Origin of the sequence: Azospirillum canadense (assembly GCF_025961225.1) — a bacterium.
GTDB classification, from domain to species: domain Bacteria; phylum Pseudomonadota; class Alphaproteobacteria; order Azospirillales; family Azospirillaceae; genus Azospirillum; species Azospirillum canadense.
Map to the genome: position 1 here is coordinate 358,101 of NZ_JAOQNG010000010.1, position 23,762 is coordinate 381,862.

Here is a 23,762-nt window from a genome sequence, read left to right on the forward strand (position 1 = left end):
TCGCGTTCCCGAGGAGAACGGGGTGCGTCCGGCGAACGGGCCGTCGCAGGGCGGCCTGGACGGTAATCCGGATCTGCTGCGGGACATCATCGAGAATTCCCCCGCTCCCACCGCGGTGTTCGAGGGTGGTCTCCGCTGCAGCGTCGCCAACGCCGCCATGAGGGCTTTGGGCGCCAACGCGGGCCAGACCGAAGACGAACTTCTGGCGGGCCTGTTCCCCAGCGCCGATCCGGAAGCGGTGCGCGACGTCGCCCGGACCGGCCAGTCCCGCCATCTGCGCGTCACGGGCGTGGACCGCCATTCCTGGGACATGGACGTGACGCCGCTGCGCGTTGAAGGCGCGGCAGGCGGTCGTGCCGTCATGATGGCGCTGCGGCCCGTCGTGATCGATTCGCCGGACTCGGTCGACCAGCAGGTGCGCGAGGTCAGCCACCGGGTCAAGAACACGCTGCAGCTCGTGTCCAGCCTGCTGACGCTGCAGACCCTGTCGGCCAAGGAACCGGAGATGCGCCGGGCCTTTCAGGAGGCTTGTGCGCGGATCGGGACCGTGACCCAGGCGCACCAGCGCATCCACGGCGCCACACGCGGCAGCCTCGTCGACTTCGGGTCCTATCTGCGCGACACCGCGTCCGAGATGGAGGCGAATTTCGCCGCCGGAGGCGCGAACCGGCATGTGGTCGTCGCCGTGGAAGACGCGATGCTGCCGGTCGATTCGGTGATTCCGCTGGCGCTGATCGTCAACGAACTCGTCAGCAACGCGATCAAGTACGCCTATGCGCCCGGTGGGCCGGGGATCGTGGAGATCAGTCTGCTGCCGTTGCCGGAAGGTGGGCGGCGCCTCGTCATCGGCGATCATGGGCGCGGGTTACCCCCCGGCTTCGAGGTGGCGCGCGCGGACTCGCTCGGCATGAAGGTGGCGCGGGCCTTCGCCGGCCAGTTGAAGGGCAAGCTGCGCGTCGAACCGAACGACCCCGGCACCCGCTTCATCATCGATCTGCCGTTCTGATTCCTTCACCTCTTGCCGAATGGCGTTTCCTGCGCCATGGATCATCCCGTTGTAACCGGGAGGGATCGTGATGGCGCGGGTGCGGGTGGATGTGGCGCTGGTGGAGCGCGGGCTGGCCGAAAGCCGGGCCAAGGCGCAGGCGCTGATCCTCGCCGGGCTGGTCTATTCGGACACCCGGCGCATCGATAAGGCCGGCGACCAAATCGCCGAGGACGCGCCGCTGTCCGTGAAGGGGCAGGACCATCCCTGGGTGTCGCGCGGCGGGCTGAAGCTGGTGAAGGGGCTGGACACGTTCGGGATCGACCCGACCGGGCTGACCGCCGTCGACATCGGTGCCTCGACCGGCGGCTTCACCGACGTGCTGCTGACGCGCGGGGCCGCCAAGGTCTACGCGGTGGACGTCGGGCACGGACAGCTGGCCTGGAAGCTGCGCAACGACCCGCGCGTCGTCGTTCTGGAAAAGACCAACGCCCGCCACCTGACCACGGCCGAAATCCCCGACCCCATCGACCTCGTGGTCTGCGACGCCAGCTTTATCGGGCTGGAGATCGTGCTGCCCGCCGCGCTGGAGTTGACAGTGCCGGGTGGGCGACTCGTTGCGCTGATCAAGCCGCAGTTCGAGGTCGGCAAGGGCCGAGTCGGCAAGGGCGGCGTGGTGCGCGAGCCCGAACTGCACCAGGAGGTCTGCGACCGCATCCGCGCGTGGCTCGACGGGTTGCCGGGCTGGCGCGTCCTGGATATCACCGAAAGCCCGATCACCGGCCCGGAGGGCAACAAGGAATTCCTGATCGGGGCGGTGAAGAACAGGACTTGAGAATCGTAGGTTGGGTGCAGCGCCAGCGAAACCCAACAACGTTGCCATGCGGAGTGTGTTGGGTTCCGCTGGCGCTGCACCCAACCTACGGATCCATTTAAGCTTTCTCCTCGACCCGGCCGGCTTGCGTGAACAGGTATGGCACGAAGCTGCGGTGGTGTTCGTCCACCGACAGTTGGCTGCCGATGGGCGGGAAGGCGCGCTGCTGGCAGTCGGTGCGCTCGCAGATTCGGCAGTTCACGCCGATCGGCACGGCGGCGGCCTCGTTCGACGTGTCGATGCCCGCGGCGTAGACGATCTCGTTGGCGTAGGTCGCCTCGCAGCCCAGGCCGACGGCGAACTGGCGCGACGGCTTCAGGTAGGCGCCGCCGCGCTTGGTCACGGTGCGGGCGATGCCGATGTAGGTGGTGCGGTCGGGCATGGTGGCGAACTGCACCAGGATCTTGCCAGGCTGGGCGAAGGCCTCGTGCACGTTCCACAGTGGGCAGGCGCCGCCGAAGCGCGCGAAGTGGAAGCGGGTGGCGGAGTGGCGCTTGGTGATGTTGCCGGCCATGTCCACCCGCACGAAGTAGAAGGGCAGGCCGCGCGCGCCCGGCCGCTGCATGGTGGACAGGCGGTGGCAGACCTGCTCGAAGCTGGCGCCGAAGCGGCTTTGCAACTGCTCCACGTCGTGGCGCAGCGCGCGCGCCTGGGCGGCGAAGGCGCGGTAGGGCAGGACCAGCGCGCCTGCGAAGTAGTTCGCAAGCCCGACCCGGCAGATCGACTTGGCGTCCTCGCTGGAGAATTTCGCCTGCGCGACCAGCTCTTCGATGGTGTCGCCGAATCCCAGCAGGGCGATCTGGTGGGCCATGTGGAAGGCGCGGCTCGGCCCGTTCAGCAGGGCGGACAGGCGCAGCGTGCCGGTCGTCTCATCATAGCTGCGCATCGCCGTGTCGCCGTCGTCGGCCACGATCTTCACGCGCACGTCGTGGCGGCGCTTCAGCAGGGCGGCCAATTCGTTCAGCAGGGCGCCGTTGTGAATCTTCTCCTGGTTCCACAGCTGCTCCGCCGCCTCGTCCAGCGGGCCGATGTAGTTGTTGCAATAGTGAAAGTAATCGCGAACTTCTTCATAGGGAAACTGCGGGCCGGCGAAGGCGTCGCCCTGTTCCTGGTTCGACAGGCTGTCGGCCAGCGACTGCACCCGCTCGTGCAGCTTCTGGTATGCCTGATGGAGGCTGAGGACGCGGCGCGCCAGTTCGGGGCTGGACCCGACGGCGCTGCGCAGTTCCGCGTTGGTCAGCGGGGCACCGGCGAACAGCGGGTCGGCCAACGCCTCGCGCAGGTCGGCGACGAGCCGGCTGTCCTCATCCTCCACGAAGTTCGAAAGGTCCACCTCGAACACGGCGGAGATCTTCAGCAGCACCGGCAGGGTCAGCGGGCGCTGGTTGTTTTCCAGCTGGTTCAGGTAGCTGGGTGAAAGGTCCAGCGTCTTCGCGAGCGCGGCCTGGGTGAGGCCACGCTGCTCCCGCAGGCGGCGCAGCTTGTAGCCGAGATAGAGCTTTTGCATTGAACCGTTTTACCACCCGCGGGTTATACCGAAGCGCATATTCGCAACCGTCGCAAACCATGCCCTGTGTTTGCAAAGATGTTCGCAACTTCGCACATTTTTCCCCGACGGCCAATTGCCCTATTGCAAATCTTGTGAATAATCCAGCCATTCCGGCGCGGGACACACAACGCAAACTCCGCATCCCCCGCCGAACGCCAAAGTGGGAAACGCCTGATGCAAGAAATTCTGGCCAAGTTGGAGTCCATGCGCGCTGGTGCGCGGCTGGGCGGCGGTGAAAAGCGCATCGCGTCCCAGCACGCCAAGGGCAAGCTGACCGCGCGCGAACGCATCGAACTGTTCCTCGACGAAGGCTCGTTCGAGGAATTCGACATGTTCGTCCAGCACCGCTGCAACGACTTCGGCATGGAGGACCAGAAGGTGCCGGGCGATGGCGTGGTGACCGGCCACGGCACGGTCAACGGCCGGCTGGTCTTCGTCTTCAGCCAGGATTTCACGGTCTTCGGCGGCTCCCTGTCGGAAGCGCACGCGGAGAAGATCTGCAAGATCATGGACCAGGCCATGAAGGTCGGGGCGCCGGTGATCGGCTTGAACGATTCGGGCGGCGCCCGCATCCAGGAGGGCGTGGCGTCGCTCGGCGGCTATGCGGAGGTGTTCCAGCGCAACGTCAATGCGTCCGGCGTGATCCCGCAGATTTCCCTGATCATGGGGCCCTGCGCGGGCGGTGCGGTGTACTCCCCGGCCATGACCGACTTCATCTTCATGGTGAAGGACAGCTCCTACATGTTCGTGACCGGGCCGGACGTGGTGAAGACCGTCACGCACGAGGTCGTCACGGCGGAGGAACTGGGCGGTGCGGTCACGCACTCCAGCAAGTCCGGCGTCGCCGACATGGCCTTCGAGAACGACGTGGAGGCGCTGCTCCAGCTGCGTCGCTTCATCGACTTCCTGCCGGCCTCCAACCGTGAAAAGGCGCCGGAGCGCCCCTGCGCCGACCCGATCGACCGCGACGACTTCTCGCTCGACACGCTGGTGCCGGAGAACCCGAACAAGCCCTACGACATGAAGGAGCTGATCCTGAAGACGGTCGACGAGGGCGACTTCTTCGAGCTTCAGCCCGACTACGCCAAGAACATCATCATCGGCTTCGGCCGGATGAACGGCTCCACGGTGGGCATCGTCGCCAACCAGCCGATGGTGCTGGCCGGCTGCCTGGACATCGACAGCTCCAAGAAGGCCGCGCGCTTCGTGCGCTTCTGCGACGCCTTCGAGATCCCGATCCTGACGCTGGTGGACGTGCCCGGCTTCATGCCCGGCACCAGCCAGGAATACAACGGCATCATCAAGCACGGCGCCAAGCTGCTGTTCGCCTACGCCGAGGCGACCGTGCCGAAGATCACCGTCATCACCCGCAAGGCCTACGGCGGCGCCTACGACGTGATGTCGTCCAAGCACCTGCGCGGCGACATCAACTACGCCTGGCCGACGGCGGAGATCGCGGTGATGGGTCCGAAGGGTGCGGTGGAAATCATCTTCCGTGGCGACATCGGCGACAGCGTCAAGATCGAGGCGCGCACCGAGGAGTACCGGCAGAAGTTCGCCAACCCGTTCGTGGCGGCGTCGCGCGGCTACATCGACGACGTCATCATGCCGCACGGCACGCGCCGCCGCGTCATCAAGGCGCTGTCCATGCTGAAGAACAAGCAGCTCCAGAATCCCTGGCGCAAGCACGACAACATCCCGCTCTGAAGGCGCCGCGCCATGACGACCATGTTCTCCAAGATCCTGATCGCGAACCGCGGCGAGATCGCCTGCCGCGTCATCCGCACCGCGCGCCGCCTGGGCATCAAGACGGTCGCCGTCTATTCGGACGCCGACAAGAACGCCCTGCATGTGGAGATGGCCGACGAGGCCGTCCACATCGGTGCCGCCCCGTCGGCGCAGAGCTATCTGCTGATCGACCGCATCGTCGACGCCTGCAAGAAGACCGGCGCCCAAGCCGTCCATCCCGGCTACGGCTTCCTGTCGGAGAAGCGTGAGTTCCAGGAGGCGCTCGCCGCCGCCGGAATCGCTTTCATCGGCCCGGACGCCCACGCCATCCAGGCCATGGGCGACAAGATCGAGTCGAAGAAGCTCGCCAAGGCCGCCGGCGTCAGCACGGTGCCGGGCTATCTGGGCGTCATCGCCGACGACAGCGAGGCGGTGACCATCGCCCGCGACATCGGCTATCCGGTGATGATCAAGGCCTCGGCCGGCGGCGGCGGCAAGGGCATGCGCGTGGCCTGGAACGACGAGGAGGCCCGCGAAGGCTTCCGCTCCGCCCAGAACGAGGCGCGCTCCTCCTTCGCCGACGACCGTGTCTTCGTCGAGAAGTACATCCAGCAGCCGCGCCACATCGAGATCCAGGTGCTGGCCGACGGGCAGGGCACGGCCCTGTATCTGGGCGAGCGCGAATGCTCGATCCAGCGCCGCCACCAGAAGGTGATCGAGGAGGCGCCGTCGCCGTTTCTCGACGCCGCCACCCGCAAGGCGATGGGCGAGCAGGCCGTGGCCCTGGCCCGCGCCGTGGACTACAAGTCCGCCGGCACGGTCGAGTTCATCGTGGACGCGGAGCGCAACTTCTACTTCCTGGAGATGAACACCCGTCTCCAGGTGGAGCATCCGGTTACCGAGCTGATCACCGGTTTCGACCTCGTCGAGCTGATGATCCGCGTCGCGGCGGGCGAGAAGCTGACGATCCGCCAAGAAGACGTTCGCCTGCACGGCTGGGCCATCGAGGCGCGCGTCTACGCCGAGGATCCGTTCCGCAACTTCCTGCCCTCCACCGGCCGCCTGACCCACTACCGTCCGCCGTCGGAGGACCCGCACGTCCGCGTCGACACCGGCGTGTATGAGGGCGGCGAGATCTCCATGTTCTACGACCCCATGATCGCCAAGCTGTGCAGCTGGGGTTCGACGCGCGACGCGGCCATCGCCCGCATGCGCGAGGCGCTTGACCAGTATTACATCCGCGGCGTCAGCCACAACATCCCGTTCCTGGCCTCGCTGATGGCGAACCAGCGCTTCGTGGACGGCCGGCTGACCACCAATTTCATCGCCGAGGAATACCCGAACGGCTTCCACGCCTCCGATCTGCCGCCGGAAGACCCGGCGGTCCTGATCGCCGTGGCCGCGGTCATCCACCGCAGCCTGAACGACCGCGACATCCTGATCAGCGGCAAGATGGCGGGCAACAAGGTCAAGGTGCGCGACGACTGGGTCGTGGTCATCGACGACACCCAGCACCCGGTGCACCTGCACCCCTGCGACGGCAGCCCGCAGCGCATCGGCTACACCGTCGACATCGCCGGCAAGCACCACACGGTGTGGAGCGACTGGCAGCTGGGCGAGCCGCTGTTCCGCGGCACGGTCAACGGCGAGCATGTCTGCCTGCAGGTGGACCGCGTGGGCGTCGGCTACCGCCTGTTCCACGCCGGTTCGCAGGCGGTCGTGAAGGTGCTGACGCCGAAGGCGGCGCAGTACGACGCGCTGATGCCGGTGAAGGCGCCGCCGGACATGTCCAAGTTCCTGCTGTCGCCGATGCCGGGCCTGCTCGTCTCGGTCGCCGTGTCCGAAGGGCAGGAGGTCAAGGCCGGCGAAGTGCTGGCCGTCGTGGAGGCCATGAAGATGGAAAACATCCTGCGTGCGGCGCAGGATGGCGTGGTGTCCAAGGTGCACGCGACGGCGGGATCCAGCCTGGCCGTCGACCAGAAAATCCTGGAGTTCGCGTAAGCCACGCGGGTTCCGGACCAAGAACGAGACACATAGGGAAAAGGGAACGCACGATGGCTTACGGAACCACGCTTTCGCAGCGTGCCACCTCGTTGCTGGACACGGTCGCCCCGAAGGGCGGCCTGGTCACCGCGGCGGCGGCGGCGGTGCTCGGCAGCGCGCTGCTGGCCGTCTCGGCCAAGGTGCAGGTGCCCTTCTGGCCGGTGCCGATGACGATGCAGAGCATGGTCGTCATCCTGCTCGGCATGGCCTACGGCAGCCGTCTTGCCACGGCGACGGTGCTGCTGTACCTGCTGGAAGGCCTTGCCGGCCTGCCGGTCTTTGCCGGTGCGGGCGCCGGCCCGGCCTACATGGCGGGCCCGACGGCCGGCTACCTGCTGGGCTTCGTCCTGGCCGCCGGTGTCACCGGCTGGCTGGCGGAGCGTGGCTGGGACCGCAGCCCGGCCAAGGCGGTCGCCGCCCTGGCGCTGGGCCACGCCCTGCTGTTCGTGCCGGGTGTCGCGTGGCTGGCGGTGCTGTTCGGGGCTGAGAAGGCGATTGCGGTCGGCCTGACCCCGTTCCTGGCCGCCACGGTGCTGAAGACCGCGCTGGGCGCCGCGATCATGCAGGCCGCCTGGACGGTCGTCACGCGCCGATCGCGGGTGTAATTACCCCCCTGTCCTCTCCCCCGCTGGGCGGGGGAGAGGACAGGGGGCGCCCCATCTCCCTCCCCCGCCCAGCGGGGGAGGGTCGGGGTGGGGGTTAAGTGCTTTGCAGTCTTTCACGTAAAATATTGAACTCAGCCGTGTCGAGGAGGCGTCCCATGAGCGATTTCCCGAAGAAGACCCTGGCCGACTGGCAGGCGCTGGCGGGCAAGGACATCGGTTCCAACGGGAAACTGGACGATCTGGTCTGGCAGACGCCGGAAGGTCTCGACGTCAAGGCGCTCTACACGGCCACGGACCTGGAAGGGCTGGAGCTGGACAACCTGCCGGGCTTCCCGCCTTTCACGCGCGGGCCCCGCGCGACGATGTACGCGGTGAAGCCCTGGACCATCCGCCAGTACGCCGGCTTCTCCACCGCGGAGGAATCGAACGCCTTCTACAAGGCGAACCTGAAGGCCGGCCAGATGGGCCTGTCGGTCGCGTTCGACCTCGCCACCCACCGCGGCTATGACAGCGACCACCCGCGCGTCGTCGGCGACGTCGGCAAGGCCGGCGTGGCGATCGACAGCGTCGAGGACATGAAGATCCTCTTCGACGGCATCCCGCTCGACAAGATGTCGGTGTCGATGACGATGAACGGCGCGGTTCTGCCGATCCTTGCCGGATACATCGTGGCGGCGGAGGAGCAGGGAGTCAGCCAGGACAAGATCAGCGGCACCATCCAGAACGACATCCTCAAGGAGTTCATGGTCCGCAACACCTACATCTATCCGCCCGAGCCCTCGATGCGGATCATTGCGGACATCATCGAGTACACGGCGCACAACATGCCGAAGTTCAACTCGATCTCGATCTCCGGCTACCACATGCAGGAGGCCGGGGCGACCGCGGTGCAGGAACTGGCCTTCACCATCGCCGACGGCCTGGAATACGTTCGCGCCGCCATGTCGAAGGGCCTGCCCGTCGACAAGTTCGCGCCGCGCCTGTCCTTCTTCTTCTCCATCGGCATGAACTTCTTCATGGAGATCGCCAAGCTGCGCGCCGCGCGCCTGCTGTGGTCGACCCTGATGAAGCAGAAGTTCGACCCGAAGGACGCGCGCTCGCTGGCCCTGCGCACCCACTGCCAGACGTCGGGCGTCAGCTTGACCGAGCAGGACCCCTACAACAACGTCATCCGCACCACCATCGAGGCGATGGCCGCGGTGCTGGGCGGCACACAGTCGCTGCACACCAACGCCTTCGACGAGGCGTTGGGCCTGCCGACGAAGTTCTCCGCGCGCATCGCCCGCAACACGCAGCTGATCATCGCCGAGGAGTCGGGGGTGACCAACGTGGTCGACCCGCTCGGCGGCTCCTTCTACATCGAGCACCTGACCCACAGCCTCGCCAACGCTGCCCTTGAGCTGATCAACAAGGTCGAGGAGATGGGCGGCATGACCAAGGCGGTGGAGGGAGGCATGCCCAAGCTGCTGATCGAGGAGGCCGCCGCCCGCCGCCAGGCCGCCGTCGACCGCGGCGAGGAGGTGATCGTCGGCGTCAACAAGTACCGTCCGGAGAACCCGGAGATGGTCGACGTGCTGGACATCGACAACACCGCCGTCCGCGAATCCCAGATCGCCCGCCTGAATCAGGTCCGCGCCAGCCGTGACGAAGCCAAGTGCCGCGCAGCGCTGGAGGCACTGACCAAGGCCGCGGCCGAGAAGTCCGGCAACCTGCTGGCCCTGTCGGTCGAGGCGACCCGCGCCCGCGCCACGGTCGGCGAGATCTCCGACGCGCTGGAGAAGGCCTTCACCCGCCACGTGGCGGTCATCCGCTCCGTCTCCGGCGTTTACGGCGCGGCTTACGAGGGCGACGAAGGCTTCCGGAAAATCCAGGAGGAGGTGTCCGCCTTCGCCGCCGAGGAAGGCCGCCGGCCGCGCATCCTCGTCGTCAAGATGGGCCAGGACGGGCACGACCGCGGCGCCAAGGTCATCGCGACCAGCTTCGCCGACATCGGCTTCGACGTCGACATCGGGCCGCTGTTCCAGACCCCGGAGGAGGCTGCCCGCCAAGCGGTCGAGAACGACGTGCACGTCATCGGCGTGTCGTCGCAGGCCGCCGGCCACAAGACGCTGGTGCCTCAACTGGTCAGCGAGCTGCGCAAGCAGGGTGCCGGCGACATCCTGGTGGTGTGCGGCGGCGTGATACCGCCGCAGGACTACGACTACCTGTACCAGGCGGGCGCCGCCGCCATCTACGGCCCCGGCACCAACATCCCGAAGGCGGCGTCGGACATCCTGGCCATCCTGCGCAAGCAGAAGGCCGCGGCCTGACCGTCATGCGGATTTCCCTCCCCCACGGCGTGGGGGAGGGTTAGGGTGGGCGCAACATCTTCCACATCCCGCCCTCGCCGTGCCCATCACCGCCGAAACCGACCTCTACGCCCCCGTCAAAGCTTTCCTGGAAGTCCAGGGCTATGACGTCAAAGCCGAGATTCACGGCTGCGACCTCGTCGCCATGCGCGGCGGGGAGCCGCCGCTGATCGTCGAACTGAAGAAGCGCTTCACCCTGGACCTGCTGCTCCAGGGGGTTGACCGGCTGAGCCTCACCGACACCGTCTACCTCGCCGTGCCCCAGCCGGGCCGCAAGGCCACCGGCGCGTCGCCATACGACAGCGGAGTCCGCAAGCTGTGCCGGCGCCTGGGCGTCGGCCTGCTGATCGTGGACATCGGCCGGGCGGAGGGGCATCAGGTGGAGGTGCTGCTCGATCCCGTGCCCTACAGCCCGCGCAAGGACAAGAAGCGCACGCTTCGCCTGCTCGGCGAGCATGCACGGCGCAAGGGGGACCCCAACCGTGGCGGGTCGACCCGCGTGCCCATTGTGACCGCTTACCGTCAGGATGCATTGCGGTGCGCGCGCCTGCTCCAGGACGGTCCGATGACGCTGAAGGCGCTGCGGGCCGCCGGGGCACCGAAGGACGTGTCGGTCATCCTTCAGCGCAACGTCTACGGGTGGTTCGAGCGGGTGGTGAAGGGCACCTATGGGCTGACCGACGCCGGCCGGAACGGACTGGACTGCTTCGCCCATGGCCTCGCCGCCGAATGACCCCCACCTAATCCCAAAAAAGTAAGTATACGAAGTAGGTTCTTGGCTGATCCATCTCAATAGTGTCCGTTTTATGGTAAAAGGATTTCCTTCTGGGTTGCGGCGCTGATAAAACGGGCCGCCCTGATACTCCCATACGGGAATCCCGCCGCAGTGAAAGCCGCACCGGAACCGCAAAGCCCTGGCTTATCGTCGCGCTCGTATCGTGTTCGCACTTGGCTTGTTCTGCTTACGGCTGCCTGCGTTCTGCCCCTCGTGCTGCTGTCGACCGCGTTGTTCTTGCGGAACGGAATTGCGGAAACGGAACAGACCTCCAGACAGGTGAGCGACCGCGCCCGTCTTCTATCGGAAGACGTGGACCGTGAAGTGTCCCGCATCGTCGCGTCGGCCGAGGTTCTGGCCACGAGCGAGAGCCTGACGAGCGGCGATTTTGCCCACTTCTATGGGCGTGCGGTCCAGGTGCGCGACCTGCTCGGCACCAATATCCTTGTCCGCGACCTGTCGAGCCAGCAGCTGCTGAACACGCGCGTGCCCTGGGGAACGGCGCTTCCCAGGAATCCGCAGTTCGACGTCGACCGCCGCGTGCTCGAAACACGGCAGGTTCAGGTCTCCGGGCTGCTGACCGGGGCCGTGGCGAAGACGCCCTTGCTGATCGTCGTGGTTCCGGTGATCCGGGATGACGAAGTCGTCTATCTCCTCAGCCTGACGATTTCGCTGGAGCGGTTGCAGAGCATCATGTCGCCGGACCGCATGCCGACGGGCTGGATCGCCGGCATTGTCGATCGCGACGGCGTTATCATCGCGCGGTCGCGGAGCGCCGAACAGTTCGTCGGCACCCGCGTGGACGAGGAGCGCTGGAACGCGATCAAGGACGCGCCGGACGGCGTGCACCACACGAAGGACCTTGAAGGAATAGCTTCGGTTCAGGCCTACAGCCGGTCGCCCATATCGGGCTGGCTGGTCGGCGTCGGCGTACCGGAGTCGTTGCTGGCCTCCCAATCCCATCAATCGCTGCAACTCTTTGCCGGTGGCGGCCTGGTGCTGGTCCTGTGCGGCGTCGGCGTGGCTTTTCTGCTCGGCCGCCGCCTGACGGGTCCGATCATGCAGTTGTCCGGCGCGGCCCAGGCGCTTGGCGCGGGGCAGGACGTGCCGGTCCGGCCGATGGGCGTGGCCGAGATGGACGCCGTGGCCGGGGCCCTGCGTGACGCCGCCGACCTGATCCGGACCCGCACGGCGGCCCTGGCGGAAAGCGAGGCACGGCTGAGGCGGGTGGTGGATGGCGCGCCCTTTCCCGTCATCGTGCACGCGGAGGACGGCGAGATCGTGCACATCAGCCGGTCCTTGGCGGATATGACGGGCTACGCGCGGCAGGAGGTCGCCACCATCGACCAATGGCTGGAACGCGCCGTGGAGAGCGGGCGGGAAGCATCGGCCTTCGACATCGACCGTCTCTACGCGCTCGACCGCCCGATCGACGAAGGGGAGTTCGCCATCCTCACCGCGGACGGGCAACGTCGCCTCTGGTCGTTCCGCTCCGCACCCATCGGCCGGGACGAGCGCGGGCGTCGATTGGCCGTCAGCATGGCCGCCGACCAGACTGATCGGCAGGAGGCGGAAAAACGGATGCGCCTGCTGATGCGTGAGGTCGATCACCGCGCGAAGAACGCGTTGGCTGTCGTCCAATCCATCGTGCAGCTGAGCCGCGCCGAGGACCCCGCCACCTTTGCCGGGGCCGTGCAAGGACGGGTTTCGGCCATCGCGCGGGCCCACACGCTCCTCTCCGAAACGCGCTGGTCGGGCGCCGATCTCGCTACCATGGTGCGGTTCGGACTGGAGGCCTTTTCGGCGGGCCACCGGACGACGATGACCGGACCGCCCGTGTCCATCGTGGCGGAAGCGGCGCAGGCGGTGTCGATCGTGTTGCACGAACTGTCCACCAACGCCGCGAAATATGGTGCGCTGTCGGTTCCGGAGGGGTGCGTCGCGGTGTCCTGGTCGGTGAACCGGACGACCGGCCAGCTGGTCCTGCGCTGGGACGAAAGCGGCGGGCCGCCCGTCAGCCCGCCGACCCGCTTCGGTTTCGGCAGTTTCATCATCGAGCAGACCGTGACGGGACAGCTGCACGGCGACCTGCGCCACGACTGGGACGAGTCCGGCCTGCGCTGGCGCATGACCATCGCCTCCGAATGCTACGTGACCAGCGGCATCCACGATCCGGGCGCCGCGGCTCCGACGCCGGCGAACGATGAGCCGAAACGGGCGGCCGGCGGCGCCCGCGTGCTGGTGGTGGAGGACGAGGCGCTGACCGCGATCGCCCTGTCGCACCTGCTCCAGGACAAGGGCTTTCAGGTGATCGGCCCCGTCGGCCGGGTGCAGGACGCCATCGACCGGGCACGCGCCGATCGTCCGGACGTTGCCGTCCTGGACGTCAACCTGTTCGGCCAACTGTCCTTCCCCGTGGCGGAAGTGCTGGACGGCATGGGCGTGCCCTTCCTGTTCTGCACGGGCTACGGCAGCCTGGACGCACCGAACGAGCGCCTGCGCCGCGCGCCCGTTCTGCGCAAGCCGGTTGGCGCCGATCAGGTAACGCGGACGTTGGTCGATCTGCTGGAGCGGCGGCCGGGTACCGCGATGGGGTAGAGGGCGACAGCGGAAAGGGCCGCCCGGCCTATTCCACGAAATCCTCGCGGCTCAGGCCGTACTTCTTCAGCTTGTCGTAGAAGGTCTTGCGCGCGACGTTCAGCGCCTCGATGGTGGCCTTCACGCTGCCCTTGTGGCGGGCCAGCTCGCTTTCGATCAGGCTTTTCTCGAACAGGTCCACCTGCTCCGCCAGCGACAGGCCGCCGGAGCCGGAGGGGGCGCCCGACGCGGACAGGGTGTCGTCGAGGCCCAGCACGAAGCGGTCGGCGGCGTTGCGCAGCTCGCGGACATTGCCGGGCCAGTCGTGGGCCATCAGGCGCTGGGTCTGCGCCGGGGTCGGCGCGCGCGGGTCGCGGTTGTAGCGGGCGGCCGCCTGAAGGACGAAGTGCTGGAACAGCAGGGGGATGTCGTCCCGGCGCTCACGCAACGGCGGGATCGTCACCACGACCACGTTCAGGCGATAGTAGAGGTCCTCGCGGAAGCTGCCGGCGCTGGACGCCTGCCGCAAATCCACCTTGGTCGCGGCGACGACGCGCAGGTCCACGGCGGTCTGGTCGTTGGAGCCCAGCGGCTCCACCACCCGCTCCTGGATCACGCGCAGCAGCTTGACCTGGAGCGACAGCGGCATGCTCTCGATCTCGTCCAGGAACAGGGTGCCGCGGCTGGCGTGCTCGATGCGGCCGACGCGGCGCTTGGCAGCACCCGTGAAGGCGCCGGCCTCGTGGCCGAACAGCTCGCTCTCGATGATGGATTCCGGCATGGCGCCGCAGTTCAGCGCCACGAAGGGGTGCTTGCGCCGCGCGCTGCCGGCGTGGAGCGCGCGGGCGACCAGCTCCTTGCCCGTGCCGGTCTCGCCCAGCACCAGCACGTCGGCGTCGGTGTCGGCCACCGCGGCGATGGTCGCGCGCAGCCGCTCGATGCCCGGCGTGCGGCCAATGATGGGATAGGCATCGCCGCCGTGGGCGCCGGCCAGCTGGTCGCGCAGGCGCCGGTTCTCCAACACCAGCCGCCGCTTCTCCACCGCGCGCCGCGCCACCTCCACCAGACGGTCGGACGGAAAGGGCTTTTCCAGGAAGTCGTAGGCGCCGCGCCGCATGGCCTCCACCGCCATGGGCACGTCACCGTGGCCGGTGATCAGGATGACCGGCAGCTCCGGATCCAGCGCCAGGGCGCGCTCCATCAGCTCCAGCCCGTCGATCTGCGGCATGCGCACGTCGGTGACGAGACAGCCGGGCCAGTCGCGGCCGAGCAGCCGCAACGCGCGCTCCGCCCCGTCGCAGGCGGTGACCTCGAAGTCGGCCAACTCCAGCGCCTGCTGGCCGGCGAGGCGGACGGCGCGCTCGTCATCCACGAAGAGGACGCTGCCGGCGCTGGTCATGCGGGGGACTCCGTTCGCTTGAGGCGGATGGTGAAGACGGCGCCGCCGTCCGGATGGTTGGCCGCGGTCAGGTTTCCGCCGAAATCCTCGACGATGCCGTGGCTGATCGACAGGCCGAGGCCAAGCCCGTCCCCCGCCTCCTTCGTGGTGAAGAAGGGAACGAACAGGCGGGGCAGGTCGGCCTCGGCGATGCCGGTGCCGACGTCGCGGACGCTCAATACCGTCTCATCCCCCTCCGGCGCCAGCGTGACGGTGATGGCGCGGTGGGGGACGGTGCGCATGGCGTCCGCGGCGTTGCCGATCAGGTTGACCAGCACCTGCTGGAGCCGCACATCCTCGCCCATGACCCAGACGGGATCGGCCGGCAGGTTGGCGTCCACCTGCACGGCGTCGCGGCGCAGCCGCGATTCCAGCAGCGCCAGCGCCTGCCCGACCGCCGCCTGCGCCGAGACGGGGCCGAGCGTGCCGGAGGCGCGCCGCGCGAAGCCCTTCAGCTGCCGCGTGATGGCGGCCATGCGGTCGGTGAGGTCGGCGATCTCCGCGAGGTTGTCGCGCACCGCGTCCCGCCGGTCGCGGTCGAGCAGGACCACGGCGTTGTCGGCGAAGCTGCGGATCGCGGCAAGCGGCTGGTTGATCTCGTGCGCGATGCCCGCCGACATCTGGCCCAGCGCCGCCAGCTTGGCCGCCTGGGTCAGTTCGTTCTCCGCGGCGCGCAGCTCGGCGGTGGCGTCGGCGACGCGCCGTTCCAGTTCGGCGCGGGCCTCCTCCTGGAAAGACAGCCGCTCCATCAGCACGACGCGCCGTTGGGCCAGCGCGTAGCCGGCGAGTGCCGCCAACGCCACCACCGCGGCTGCCAGCAGGCCGGCTTGCTGGGCGCGCGTGCTGGCGGGCTCCAGGCTGGTCAGCGCGTGGATGGTCCAATCGCCGCCCGGTACGGCCGCCGACAGGTGCAGATACCGCATCTCGACCCCGTCCTCCCGCAGCGCGATGCGGTCCGCCCCGCCGCCGAAGCCCCAGGGCAGGGTGGGCACGCCTTCCGTCGGCGGATCGGGCGTGGTCGGCAGGGTGACCGGCAGCCGCTGAGGCAGGGCGTTGTAGCGCCAGGTTGGGACGTTGGTGATAAAGACCACGCCGTCGCGGTCGGTGACCAGAACCTTCTCCCCGCCGTGCGACCAAGCTTCCTCCAGCGTTTGGAACCCGACCTTCAGGACGACGACGCCGAGCGGCGTTTCCCCTGTGCGGTTTTCCGCACTCACCCGCTGGGCCGTGTAGTAGCCCGGCACGAAGGAGGTGGTACCGAGCGCGAAGTGATGCCCCTCGCCCCGCTCCATCGCCAGGCGGAAATAGGGACGGTAGGCGAAGTTCTGCCCGACGAAGCTGGCCGCGCTGTTCCAGTTGCTGGCCGCGATGGTGGTTCCGTCGGGGTTCATGATGTAGAGGGCCAACGCGCCCAGCGTCTGCGCGAAGCCCTCCAGCTTGCGGTTCATGCGGTCCACGCGGTCGGGCGTCGGCGCCGCGAGCAGGGCCGCCACCTCCGCGTCGCGGGCGATCACCATGGGCACGGCGGCGTGCCGCTCCAGCTCCGCCCGCAGGTTGGCTTCGTAGAGGGCCAGGCGGGCGCGCCCCTGCTCCTGCAGGGCTTGGTGCGCCACGGACGCGGTCCAGCCGGCCGCCAACGCGGCGGCGAGCGGCATCCCGGCGACGAAGGCCAGCAGCAAGAGGCGGCGGGGATGCGCGGTGAGCGCGGCGACCAGTCCAGCGAAAGGCCGGGAAACCGGCGTCGGGGCGTTCCCGCTCCCTGTCGCGTTCGAAAATGTCCGGTCGATGGGACGGATCCTAAGCAACGGTCAAGTCACTCGTGCTGCGCCGCAACATACGGTCGCCCAAGGGAAATTCGTGTGCGGATTTTCGCACATCCATTTCCGCCCTGTCGTGCGGTTTTTCGCGCACGCATGTCGTAAGAGCGCTGCGAATCCTCGGGTCGGTCGTTGGCACACGTCTTGCTGACAGGGGGGTATGACCGGGCCGACCGCCGACCTCGCACAAGAGCGGACGCCCAATTCCAGGAACGCCACCGAGGAGACGACGATATGCACGCTCACGGGCAAGCGACAAAGAAACCCTTATACACGAACCTGACGGTCCAGGTGCTGACGGCCATCACCATCGGCATCATCCTTGGCCACCTCTATCCGGACATCGCGGTGCAGATGAAGCCGCTGGGCGATGTCTTCATCAAGATGATCAAGATGGTCATCGGCCCGATCGTCTTCCTGACGGTGGTCACGGGCATCTCCTCGATCGGCGACATGAAGAAGGTCGGCAAGGTCGGCGGCAAGGCGATCCTGTATTTCGAGATCGTCACCACCTTCGCGCTCGGCCTCGGCCTGCTGGTCGTCAACCTGCTGAAGCCCGGCGCCGGCATGAACATCCAGGTCGGTTCGCTGAAGGCCGACGCGGTCGCCAAGTACGCGACCGAGGCGCAGCACCACACCACGGTGGACTTCCTCGTCAACATCGTCCCGGAGAACGTGGTCGGCGCCTTCGTCAAGGGCGACATGCTGCAGATCCTGTTCTTCGCGGTGATCTTCGGCGTCGCGCTGTCGGCCATGGGGCAGAAGGGCAAGCTGGTCGAGGACGTGTTCGAGAAGGTGTCGCATGCCCTGTTCGGCGTGATCGGCATCCTGATGCGCGTCGCCCCGCTGGGTGCCTTCGGCGCCATGTCCTTCACCATCGGCAAGTACGGCGTCTCCTCCCTGACCTCACTCGGCCAGCTGATGGCGGGCGTCTATGTCACGATGGCGCTGTTCGTCTTCCTGGTGCTGGGCACCATCGCCCGCCTGTACAAGTTCAACCTGCTGACCTTCCTGCGCTACATCAAGGACGAGCTGCTGATTGTGCTCGGCACCTCCTCGTCGGAGTCCGTGCTGCCGCGCATGATGGAGAAGATGCAGAAGTTCGGCTGCTCCAAGCACGTGGTCGGGCTGGTCATCCCGACCGGCTACTCCTTCAACCTGGACGGCACCTCCATCTACCTGTCGATGGCCGCGATCTTTATCGCCCAGGCCTTCAACATCGACCTGACGATCTGGCAGCAGCTGACCATCCTCGGCCTGCTGATGCTGACCTCGAAGGGTGCGGCGGCGGTGACCGGCGGCGGCTTCGTGACCCTGGCCGCCACCCTGTCGGCGACCGGCCACCTGCCCATCGAAGGGCTGGCCCTGCTGCTCGGCGTCGACCGCTTCATGTCGGAAGCGCGCGCCATCACCAACCTGATCGGCAACGGAGTGGCCACTGTGGTTGTTGCCAAGATGGAAGGTGAGTTCGACGAGTCCAAGGCGGTCGCGGAGTACCAGCAGCACTTCAAGGAGCCGGCGCTGGCCCGCATCTGATGCGGACGATGATCCTGTCCTGACAGGACAGCGACAGGATCTTGCGGAAAAGAAGGGGGCGACTCACCATGAGTTGCCCCTTTCCCCATTCCGGTGCCCGGACAATTCGGGTATAAGCCGGAGGGCAGGTTAGGGTAATCGAACAAATTAACTTGAATCAGGTTAAAGGGGAGAGGACGTATGTCCGGCGACTTCGACGCCATGGCGCTTGAGTACCACCGGAACCCGAAGCCCGGTAAACTGGCGATCGTTGCCACAAAGCCCATGGCGAACCAGCGTGACTTGGCGCTCGCCTATTCACCGGGCGTGGCCGCGGCCTCCACAGCCATCGCGAATGACCCGAGCCAGGCGGCGGAACTGACCTCGCGCGCCAACCTCGTGGCGGTGGTCACCAACGGCACCGCGGTGCTGGGACTGGGCGACATCGGCCCGATGGCCGCCAAGCCGGTCATGGAGGGCAAGGCCGTCCTCTTCAAGAAGTTCGCCGGCATCGATTGCTTCGACCTGGAGTTGAACGAGAAGGACGTCGACGCGCTGGTCGACACCATCGTCCGGCTGGAGCCGACCTTCGGCGCCATCAACCTGGAAGACATCGCCGCCCCCGCCTGTTTCGAGGTGGAGCGCCGCTGCCGCGAGCGGATGAAGATCCCGGTCTTCCACGACGACCAGCACGGCACCGCCATCGTGGTGGGTGCGGCCGTCCTGAACGGCCTGAAGCTGGTCGGCAAGGACATCTCCACCGTCAAGGTGGTCTCCACCGGCGGCGGGGCCGCGGGCATCGCCTGCCTGGACCTGATGGTCAGCCTGGGCGTGAAGCGCGAGAATGTCTGGCTGGTGGACCGCATTGGCGTCGTCCACAAGGGCCGCAACGAGGAGATGAACCCGTATAAGGACGCCTACGCGCAGGAAACCGACGCGCGCGTCCTGAACGACGTCATCGACGGGGCGGACATCTTCCTCGGCCTGTCCGGCGCCAAGGTGCTGAAGCCGGAGATGCTGGCCCGCATGGGCGACAAGCCGCTGATCCTGGCGCTCGCCAACCCGGAGCCGGAGATCATGCCGGATCTTGCCCGGCAAGCCCGACCCGACGCGATCATCGCCACCGGCCGGTCGGACTTCCCCAACCAGGTCAACAACGTCCTCTGCTTCCCCTTCATCTTCCGCGGTGCCCTGGACGTCGGCGCCACGACGGTGAACGAGGAGATGAAGATCGCCGCCACCCACGCCATGGCGAACCTGGCGCAGGCGGAGCCGTCGGACGTGGTGGCCGCGGCTTATGTGGGCGAGAACCTGCGCTTCGGCCCGGACTACATCCTGCCCAAGCCCTTCGACCCGCGTCTCGTCATCGAGGTATCGTCGGCGGTGGCCAAGGCGGCGATGGACAGCGGCGTGGCAACGCGCCCGATCGCCGACTTCCGCGCCTACCGCGACCAGCTGGGGCAGTACGTCTTCCGCTCCGGTCTCGTCATGAAGCCGGTGATCAGCAAGGCCAAGAGCGCGCCCAAGCGCGTCGTCTACGCCGAGGGCGAGGACCCGCGCGTCCTGCGTTGCGCCCAGGTGGTGGTTGACGACGGCATCGCCCAGCCGGTCCTGCTCGGCCGGCTCGACGTCATCGAGCGGACGATCGCCGAGATGGGCCTGCGCATCCGCCCGGGCAAGGACGTGGAGGTGATCGAGGTCATCCGCGACCTGCGCTACCACAACTACGCCGAAGTCTACCGGCAGCTGATGGGCCGCCGTGGCGTGTCGCCGGCCAACGCGCTGAACATCGTCCGCACGCAGCCGACGGTCTTCGGCGCGCTGATGGTCCGCCGGGGCGAGGCCGACGCGATGGTCTGCGGCACCTCGGGCCGCTACGGCGACCATTTCGCGCATGTCCTGGGCGTGATCGGCCTGCGCAAGGGCGTGAAGGTCGCCGCGGCGATGAACGGCCTGATCTCGCAGAAGGGCACGCACTTCATCTGCGACACCTACGTCAACAGCGACCCGACCGCCGAGCAGGTGGCGGAGATCGCCCGGCTGGCGGCGGATGAAGTGAAGCGCTTCGGCATCGAGCCGAAGGTGGCTCTGCTCTCCCACTCCAACTTCGGCACGGCCGACACGCCGTCGGCCCGCAAGATGCGGACCGCCTACGAGCTGGTCTCCGCGGAAATGCCGGAGCTGGAGATCGACGGCGAGATGCACGCTGACGCGGCCCTGTCGGAGGCTCTGCGCAAGGGGCTGCTGCCGGACAGCAAGCTGAAGGGCGAGGCAAACCTGCTGGTGATGCCGACGCTGGACGCCGCCAACATCGCCTTCAACATGCTGAAGATCCTGGCCGACGCGCAGAATGTCGGGCCGATGCTGCTGGGCGTCGCGCGTCCCGTGCACATCGCGACCCCGTCGGTGACCACGCGCGGCCTGGTCAACCTGACGGCGGTGGCCGTCGTGGACGCCCAGCTCGCCGCCCCGGTCAACGGCGCCCCGCGCCCGCCGGCCGCCCAGGAGGGTGAGGGCTGATCGAGGAGCCTGTATCGTCGTAGGTCGGGTGGAGCGCTGCGAAACCCGACACTCCTCGCGGGGGAGAGGATGTCCAGGACACAAGACGACCTCCTCTCCGCCGCTCTGCGGCATCACCGGGCTGGCGACCTTGACGCGGCGGACGCGCTCTACCGCCGCATCCTCCAGGCCGATCCCAGCCGTCACGCCGCACGCCACCTTCTGGGCGTGCTGGCGCACCAGCGCGGCCGGCCGGGCGAGGCTGAGTCGCTGATCGCGGAGGCCATCCGCGTCAACGGTACAGTCGCCGAGTACCATGGAAACCTCGGCCTCGCGCTGGCCGCCCTCGGCCGCAATGCGGAGGCGGAGGCGAGCCAGCGCCGTGCGCTCGCCCTGCGGGCCGACTATCCGGAAGCGCACCACAACTTGGGCCTCGTCCTCGTGGCGCTTGGGCGCCATGGCGAGGCGATCGGCCATTTTGCGGACGCGTATCGGCTGCGCCCCGGCTTCGCTCCCGCGATCCGTGCGCTGGCCAGCGCGCTGCACAGTGAAGGACGCCTCGCCGATGCGGCGGAGGCCTATGCGGAGGCTCTGCGGCTCGACGCGCGGAACCCGGTCCTGCTCAACGATTTCGGTCTGGTGCTGCGCGACCTGAACCGGGACGGCGACGCGGCCCGCTGCTTCGAGGCTGCCCTTGCGCTGAATCCCGACTTTGCTGAGGCCTGCGACAACCTCGGCGCGCTCAGGGCGGCGCAGGGGCGCATGGATGAGGCCGTGGCCTGCCATCGCGCGGCGCTCGCCCGGCGCTGGGACTCCGCCGCGGCCTGGAACAACCTGGGCATCGCGCTGAACGCCCTTGGGCGCGGCGGCGACGCAATCGCGGCGTGGCGACAGGCGGTGGTGCTGGAGCCCGTGCAGGCGGAGGCTTGGTCCAACCTCGGCAACGGGCTGCGCGACCGGAACCGCTTCGACGACGCCATCGCCTGCCATCGCCGTGCCTTGCGGGTGGTGCCGGGGCAGCCGGCGGCGAACAACAACCTTGGGCACGCCCTGCAAGGCCGGGGGCGCCACCGGAACGCGGCGCGCTGGTTCCGCCGCGCGCTGGCGCTCGATCCCGCCTATGCGGAGGCGCTGAGCAATCTCGGCCTCGCCGTTCAGCAGGAAGGGTGCGCAGCCCACGCTGAAGGGCTGTACGACCGTGCCCTGGCGTTGCAGCCCGGTTTGGCGCTGGCGCGGTTCGACCGCGCGCTGCTGCGACTGGAGCGCGGCGATCTGGCGGGTGGGTGGGCGGATTACGACTGGCGCTTCGCCGCCGGTCAGGTCGGCGCGATGCGCCCGCCGCCGCCGCTTCCGGAGTGGTGCGGGGACGATCTGGCCGGCAAGCGCCTGCTGGTCCGGGGGGAGCAGGGGGTGGGCGACACCATCCTCTTCGCCTCGTTGATCCCGGAAGCCGTCCGTCGGGCCGCCGCGGTGGTGGTCGAGGTCGACCGGCGGATGGTCCCCTTGTTCGCCCGCTCTTTCCCCATGGCAACCGTGCGCGGCCCGGCGGACGACGCGGCCGGCTGCGACCTTCAGGCGCCCATCGGCTCCCTGGCGCGCTGGTTCCGCGCCACGCTGGCCGACTTTCCCGCCCGGGCGGCTTGGCTCATCCCCGACCCCGCCCTGGTGGAGCGGTGGAGGTGCCGGCTGGCGGCGCTTGGGCCCGGCCTTCGGATCGGCATCGGCTGGCGCAGCCAAGTGATGACGGAAGAACGGCGCACCGCCTACACGGCGCTGGGGGCGTGGGAGCCCCTGTTCGCGCTGCCCAGCCTGCACGTCGTGAACCTGCAATACGGCGACTGCGCGGCCGAACTGGCGGAGGCCGAAGCCCGCTTCGGCCGGCCGATCCATCGTTGGGACGATCTGGACCTGAAGGACGACTTCGACGGTACGGCGGCGCTCATCGCAAACCTTGACCTCGTCCTGTCCCCTGCCATGTCGGTGGGCGAACTGGCGGGGGCGCTCGGCGTCCCGGTGTGGCGTGTCGGGCGGCACGACTGGACGCAGCTGGGCACCGGGGTGCGTCCCTGGTTCCCGACCCAGCGGTTGTACCAGCCCGGCGCGGATGAGGCGCTCGGCGACGTCCCGGCCCGGATGGCGCGGGCGCTGGCCGCGATGGCCCACGGTGATCCCCGCAATTTCGGGTAAAAAATTAATCGCCAGTTAACGCAGGAAGGGGTAGGGTACCTGCGTATAACTCTCCGAATGTCGGTTGAGGGAGTGGGTGCCATGTCGGACGCAATGTCTGGCGTCAACCAGATGGTGTCGGACCTTAACAAGTCCATCACCGCCGCTGTCGATCGCGTGAAGGCCCAGCAGGAGGCGCAAGCCGCCGCCGCGGCCAACGTGCAGGAATTCCGCAAGGACGTCCGCAAGTCCGCGTCCAACACCATCGGCGCCGCCACCGACATGGGCGTACTCGCCAAGAACGTCACGCGGCTGAACGTAGTCGGGGCGCTCGGCGCCAACGATCCGGTCGATTTCTACAAGTTCCGCGTCACCACGAAGGGCGAGGTCACGCTCGGCCAGATCGGCGACGAGGGCACCCGCGTCCAGGTCATGTCGAAGCTCGGCACCGTCGTCGCCGACAGCAACAAGAACGCCGGCAAGGAATACGACAACTTCAAAAGCATGATGCAGGGCGACTACTCGCTCGACAAGGGCGACTACACGCTGCGCATCACGCGCGAGAAGGACCAGTCGCCCAAGGACACGAAGAACTACGCGATCCAGCTCAGCATGGGCTCCTACACCCAGGACTACGACACTGTGGCGAAGGCTCCGCTGAAGGGGCAGAGCGCTTACAGCCTGTCCACCGGCCAGCAGGCGATGCTGGACGGGCTGAACTCCGCTATGTCCAGCCTGAACTCGATTCCGACGGGCCAGTCCGGTACCCAGAAGCTGATGGGCAGCTTCAACCTGTTCGTCTGACGAATCGAGCGGCGCCGGTCCCCGCGCCTGGGAGGTAAA

Annotated in this window: 15 protein-coding genes; 12 read left to right on the top strand and 3 right to left on the bottom strand. The window is 67.8% G+C overall.

Going from position 1 to position 23,762, the window contains the following annotated elements; translation table 11 throughout:
- Positions 1-22: 22 nt before the first annotated feature.
- Both M2351_RS37440 and M2351_RS37445 read left to right on the top strand, forming a co-directional pair.
- On the top strand, positions 23-1,006 hold the full coding sequence (locus tag M2351_RS37440) for a sensor histidine kinase (protein ID WP_264661053.1): 984 nt from the start codon (positions 23-25) through the stop codon (positions 1,004-1,006).
- 70 nt (positions 1,007-1,076) lie between these two features.
- Positions 1,077-1,820 (top strand): TlyA family RNA methyltransferase, encoded by a 744-nt coding sequence (locus M2351_RS37445; protein ID WP_264661054.1) that lies wholly within the window; start codon positions 1,077-1,079, stop codon positions 1,818-1,820.
- 97 nt (positions 1,821-1,917) lie between these two features.
- On the opposite strand, the gene M2351_RS37450 is transcribed toward M2351_RS37445, so the two are convergent.
- Positions 1,918-3,366 (bottom strand): helix-turn-helix domain-containing protein, encoded by a 1,449-nt coding sequence (locus M2351_RS37450; RefSeq protein WP_264661055.1) that lies wholly within the window; start codon positions 3,364-3,366, stop codon positions 1,918-1,920.
- Between the two features lie 216 nt (positions 3,367-3,582).
- On the opposite strand from M2351_RS37450, the gene M2351_RS37455 reads away from it, so the two are divergent.
- The 6 genes from M2351_RS37455 to M2351_RS37480 all read left to right on the top strand — a co-directional run bounded on the left by M2351_RS37455 (position 3,583) and on the right by M2351_RS37480 (position 13,505).
- Positions 3,583-5,115: an acyl-CoA carboxylase subunit beta gene (locus M2351_RS37455; RefSeq protein ID WP_264661056.1), complete on the top strand. Its 1,533-nt coding sequence runs from the start codon at positions 3,583-3,585 to the stop codon at positions 5,113-5,115.
- Positions 5,116-5,136: 21 nt separating this feature from the next.
- Positions 5,137-7,137: an acetyl-CoA carboxylase biotin carboxylase subunit gene (locus tag M2351_RS37460; protein ID WP_264662416.1), complete on the top strand. Its 2,001-nt coding sequence runs from the start codon at positions 5,137-5,139 to the stop codon at positions 7,135-7,137.
- Between the two features lie 53 nt (positions 7,138-7,190).
- Positions 7,191-7,784 carry a biotin transporter BioY gene (locus tag M2351_RS37465; RefSeq protein WP_264661057.1) on the top strand — a complete coding sequence of 198 codons (594 nt, stop codon included), beginning with the start codon at positions 7,191-7,193 and terminating at the stop codon, positions 7,782-7,784.
- Positions 7,785-7,939: 155 nt separating this feature from the next.
- Positions 7,940-10,093 carry a methylmalonyl-CoA mutase gene (gene scpA, locus M2351_RS37470; RefSeq protein WP_264661058.1) on the top strand — a complete coding sequence of 718 codons (2,154 nt, stop codon included), beginning with the start codon at positions 7,940-7,942 and terminating at the stop codon, positions 10,091-10,093.
- A 79-nt stretch (positions 10,094-10,172) separates the two neighbouring features.
- Entirely contained in the window at positions 10,173-10,865 is a 693-nt protein-coding gene (locus M2351_RS37475) for a DUF2161 domain-containing phosphodiesterase (protein WP_264661059.1), read from the top strand.
- A gap of 354 nt (positions 10,866-11,219) precedes the next feature.
- On the top strand, positions 11,220-13,505 hold the full coding sequence (locus tag M2351_RS37480; RefSeq protein ID WP_264661060.1) for an HWE histidine kinase domain-containing protein: 2,286 nt from the start codon (positions 11,220-11,222) through the stop codon (positions 13,503-13,505).
- 28 nt (positions 13,506-13,533) lie between these two features.
- Here the strand turns inward: M2351_RS37480 and M2351_RS37485 are convergent, their stop codons facing one another.
- Both M2351_RS37485 and M2351_RS37490 read right to left on the bottom strand, forming a co-directional pair.
- Complete coding sequence (locus tag M2351_RS37485) at positions 13,534-14,883, bottom strand: sigma-54-dependent transcriptional regulator (RefSeq protein ID WP_264661061.1); 1,350 nt, start codon at positions 14,881-14,883, stop codon at positions 13,534-13,536.
- The gene (locus M2351_RS37490) at positions 14,880-16,601 is read right to left on the bottom strand and encodes a sensor histidine kinase (RefSeq protein WP_264661062.1); all 1,722 of its coding nucleotides are present in this window, start codon (positions 16,599-16,601) and stop codon (positions 14,880-14,882) included. Before M2351_RS37490 ends, M2351_RS37485 begins: the two co-directional genes overlap by 4 nt.
- Before the next feature lie 372 nt (positions 16,602-16,973).
- Here M2351_RS37490 and M2351_RS37495 point away from each other — a divergent pair, with 372 nt between their 5' ends.
- From M2351_RS37495 to M2351_RS37510, 4 genes are all read left to right on the top strand, one after another.
- On the top strand, positions 16,974-18,275 hold the full coding sequence (locus tag M2351_RS37495) for a dicarboxylate/amino acid:cation symporter (RefSeq protein ID WP_264661063.1): 1,302 nt from the start codon (positions 16,974-16,976) through the stop codon (positions 18,273-18,275).
- A gap of 180 nt (positions 18,276-18,455) precedes the next feature.
- Positions 18,456-20,774: an NADP-dependent malic enzyme gene (locus M2351_RS37500; RefSeq protein ID WP_264661064.1), complete on the top strand. Its 2,319-nt coding sequence runs from the start codon at positions 18,456-18,458 to the stop codon at positions 20,772-20,774.
- Positions 20,775-20,843: 69 nt separating this feature from the next.
- A complete protein-coding gene (locus M2351_RS37505) occupies positions 20,844-22,940 on the top strand; it encodes a tetratricopeptide repeat protein (RefSeq protein ID WP_264661065.1) in 2,097 nt (698 codons plus the stop codon).
- 81 nt (positions 22,941-23,021) lie between these two features.
- Complete coding sequence (locus M2351_RS37510; RefSeq protein ID WP_264661066.1) at positions 23,022-23,723, top strand: hypothetical protein; 702 nt, start codon at positions 23,022-23,024, stop codon at positions 23,721-23,723.
- Positions 23,724-23,762 lie beyond the last annotated feature (39 nt).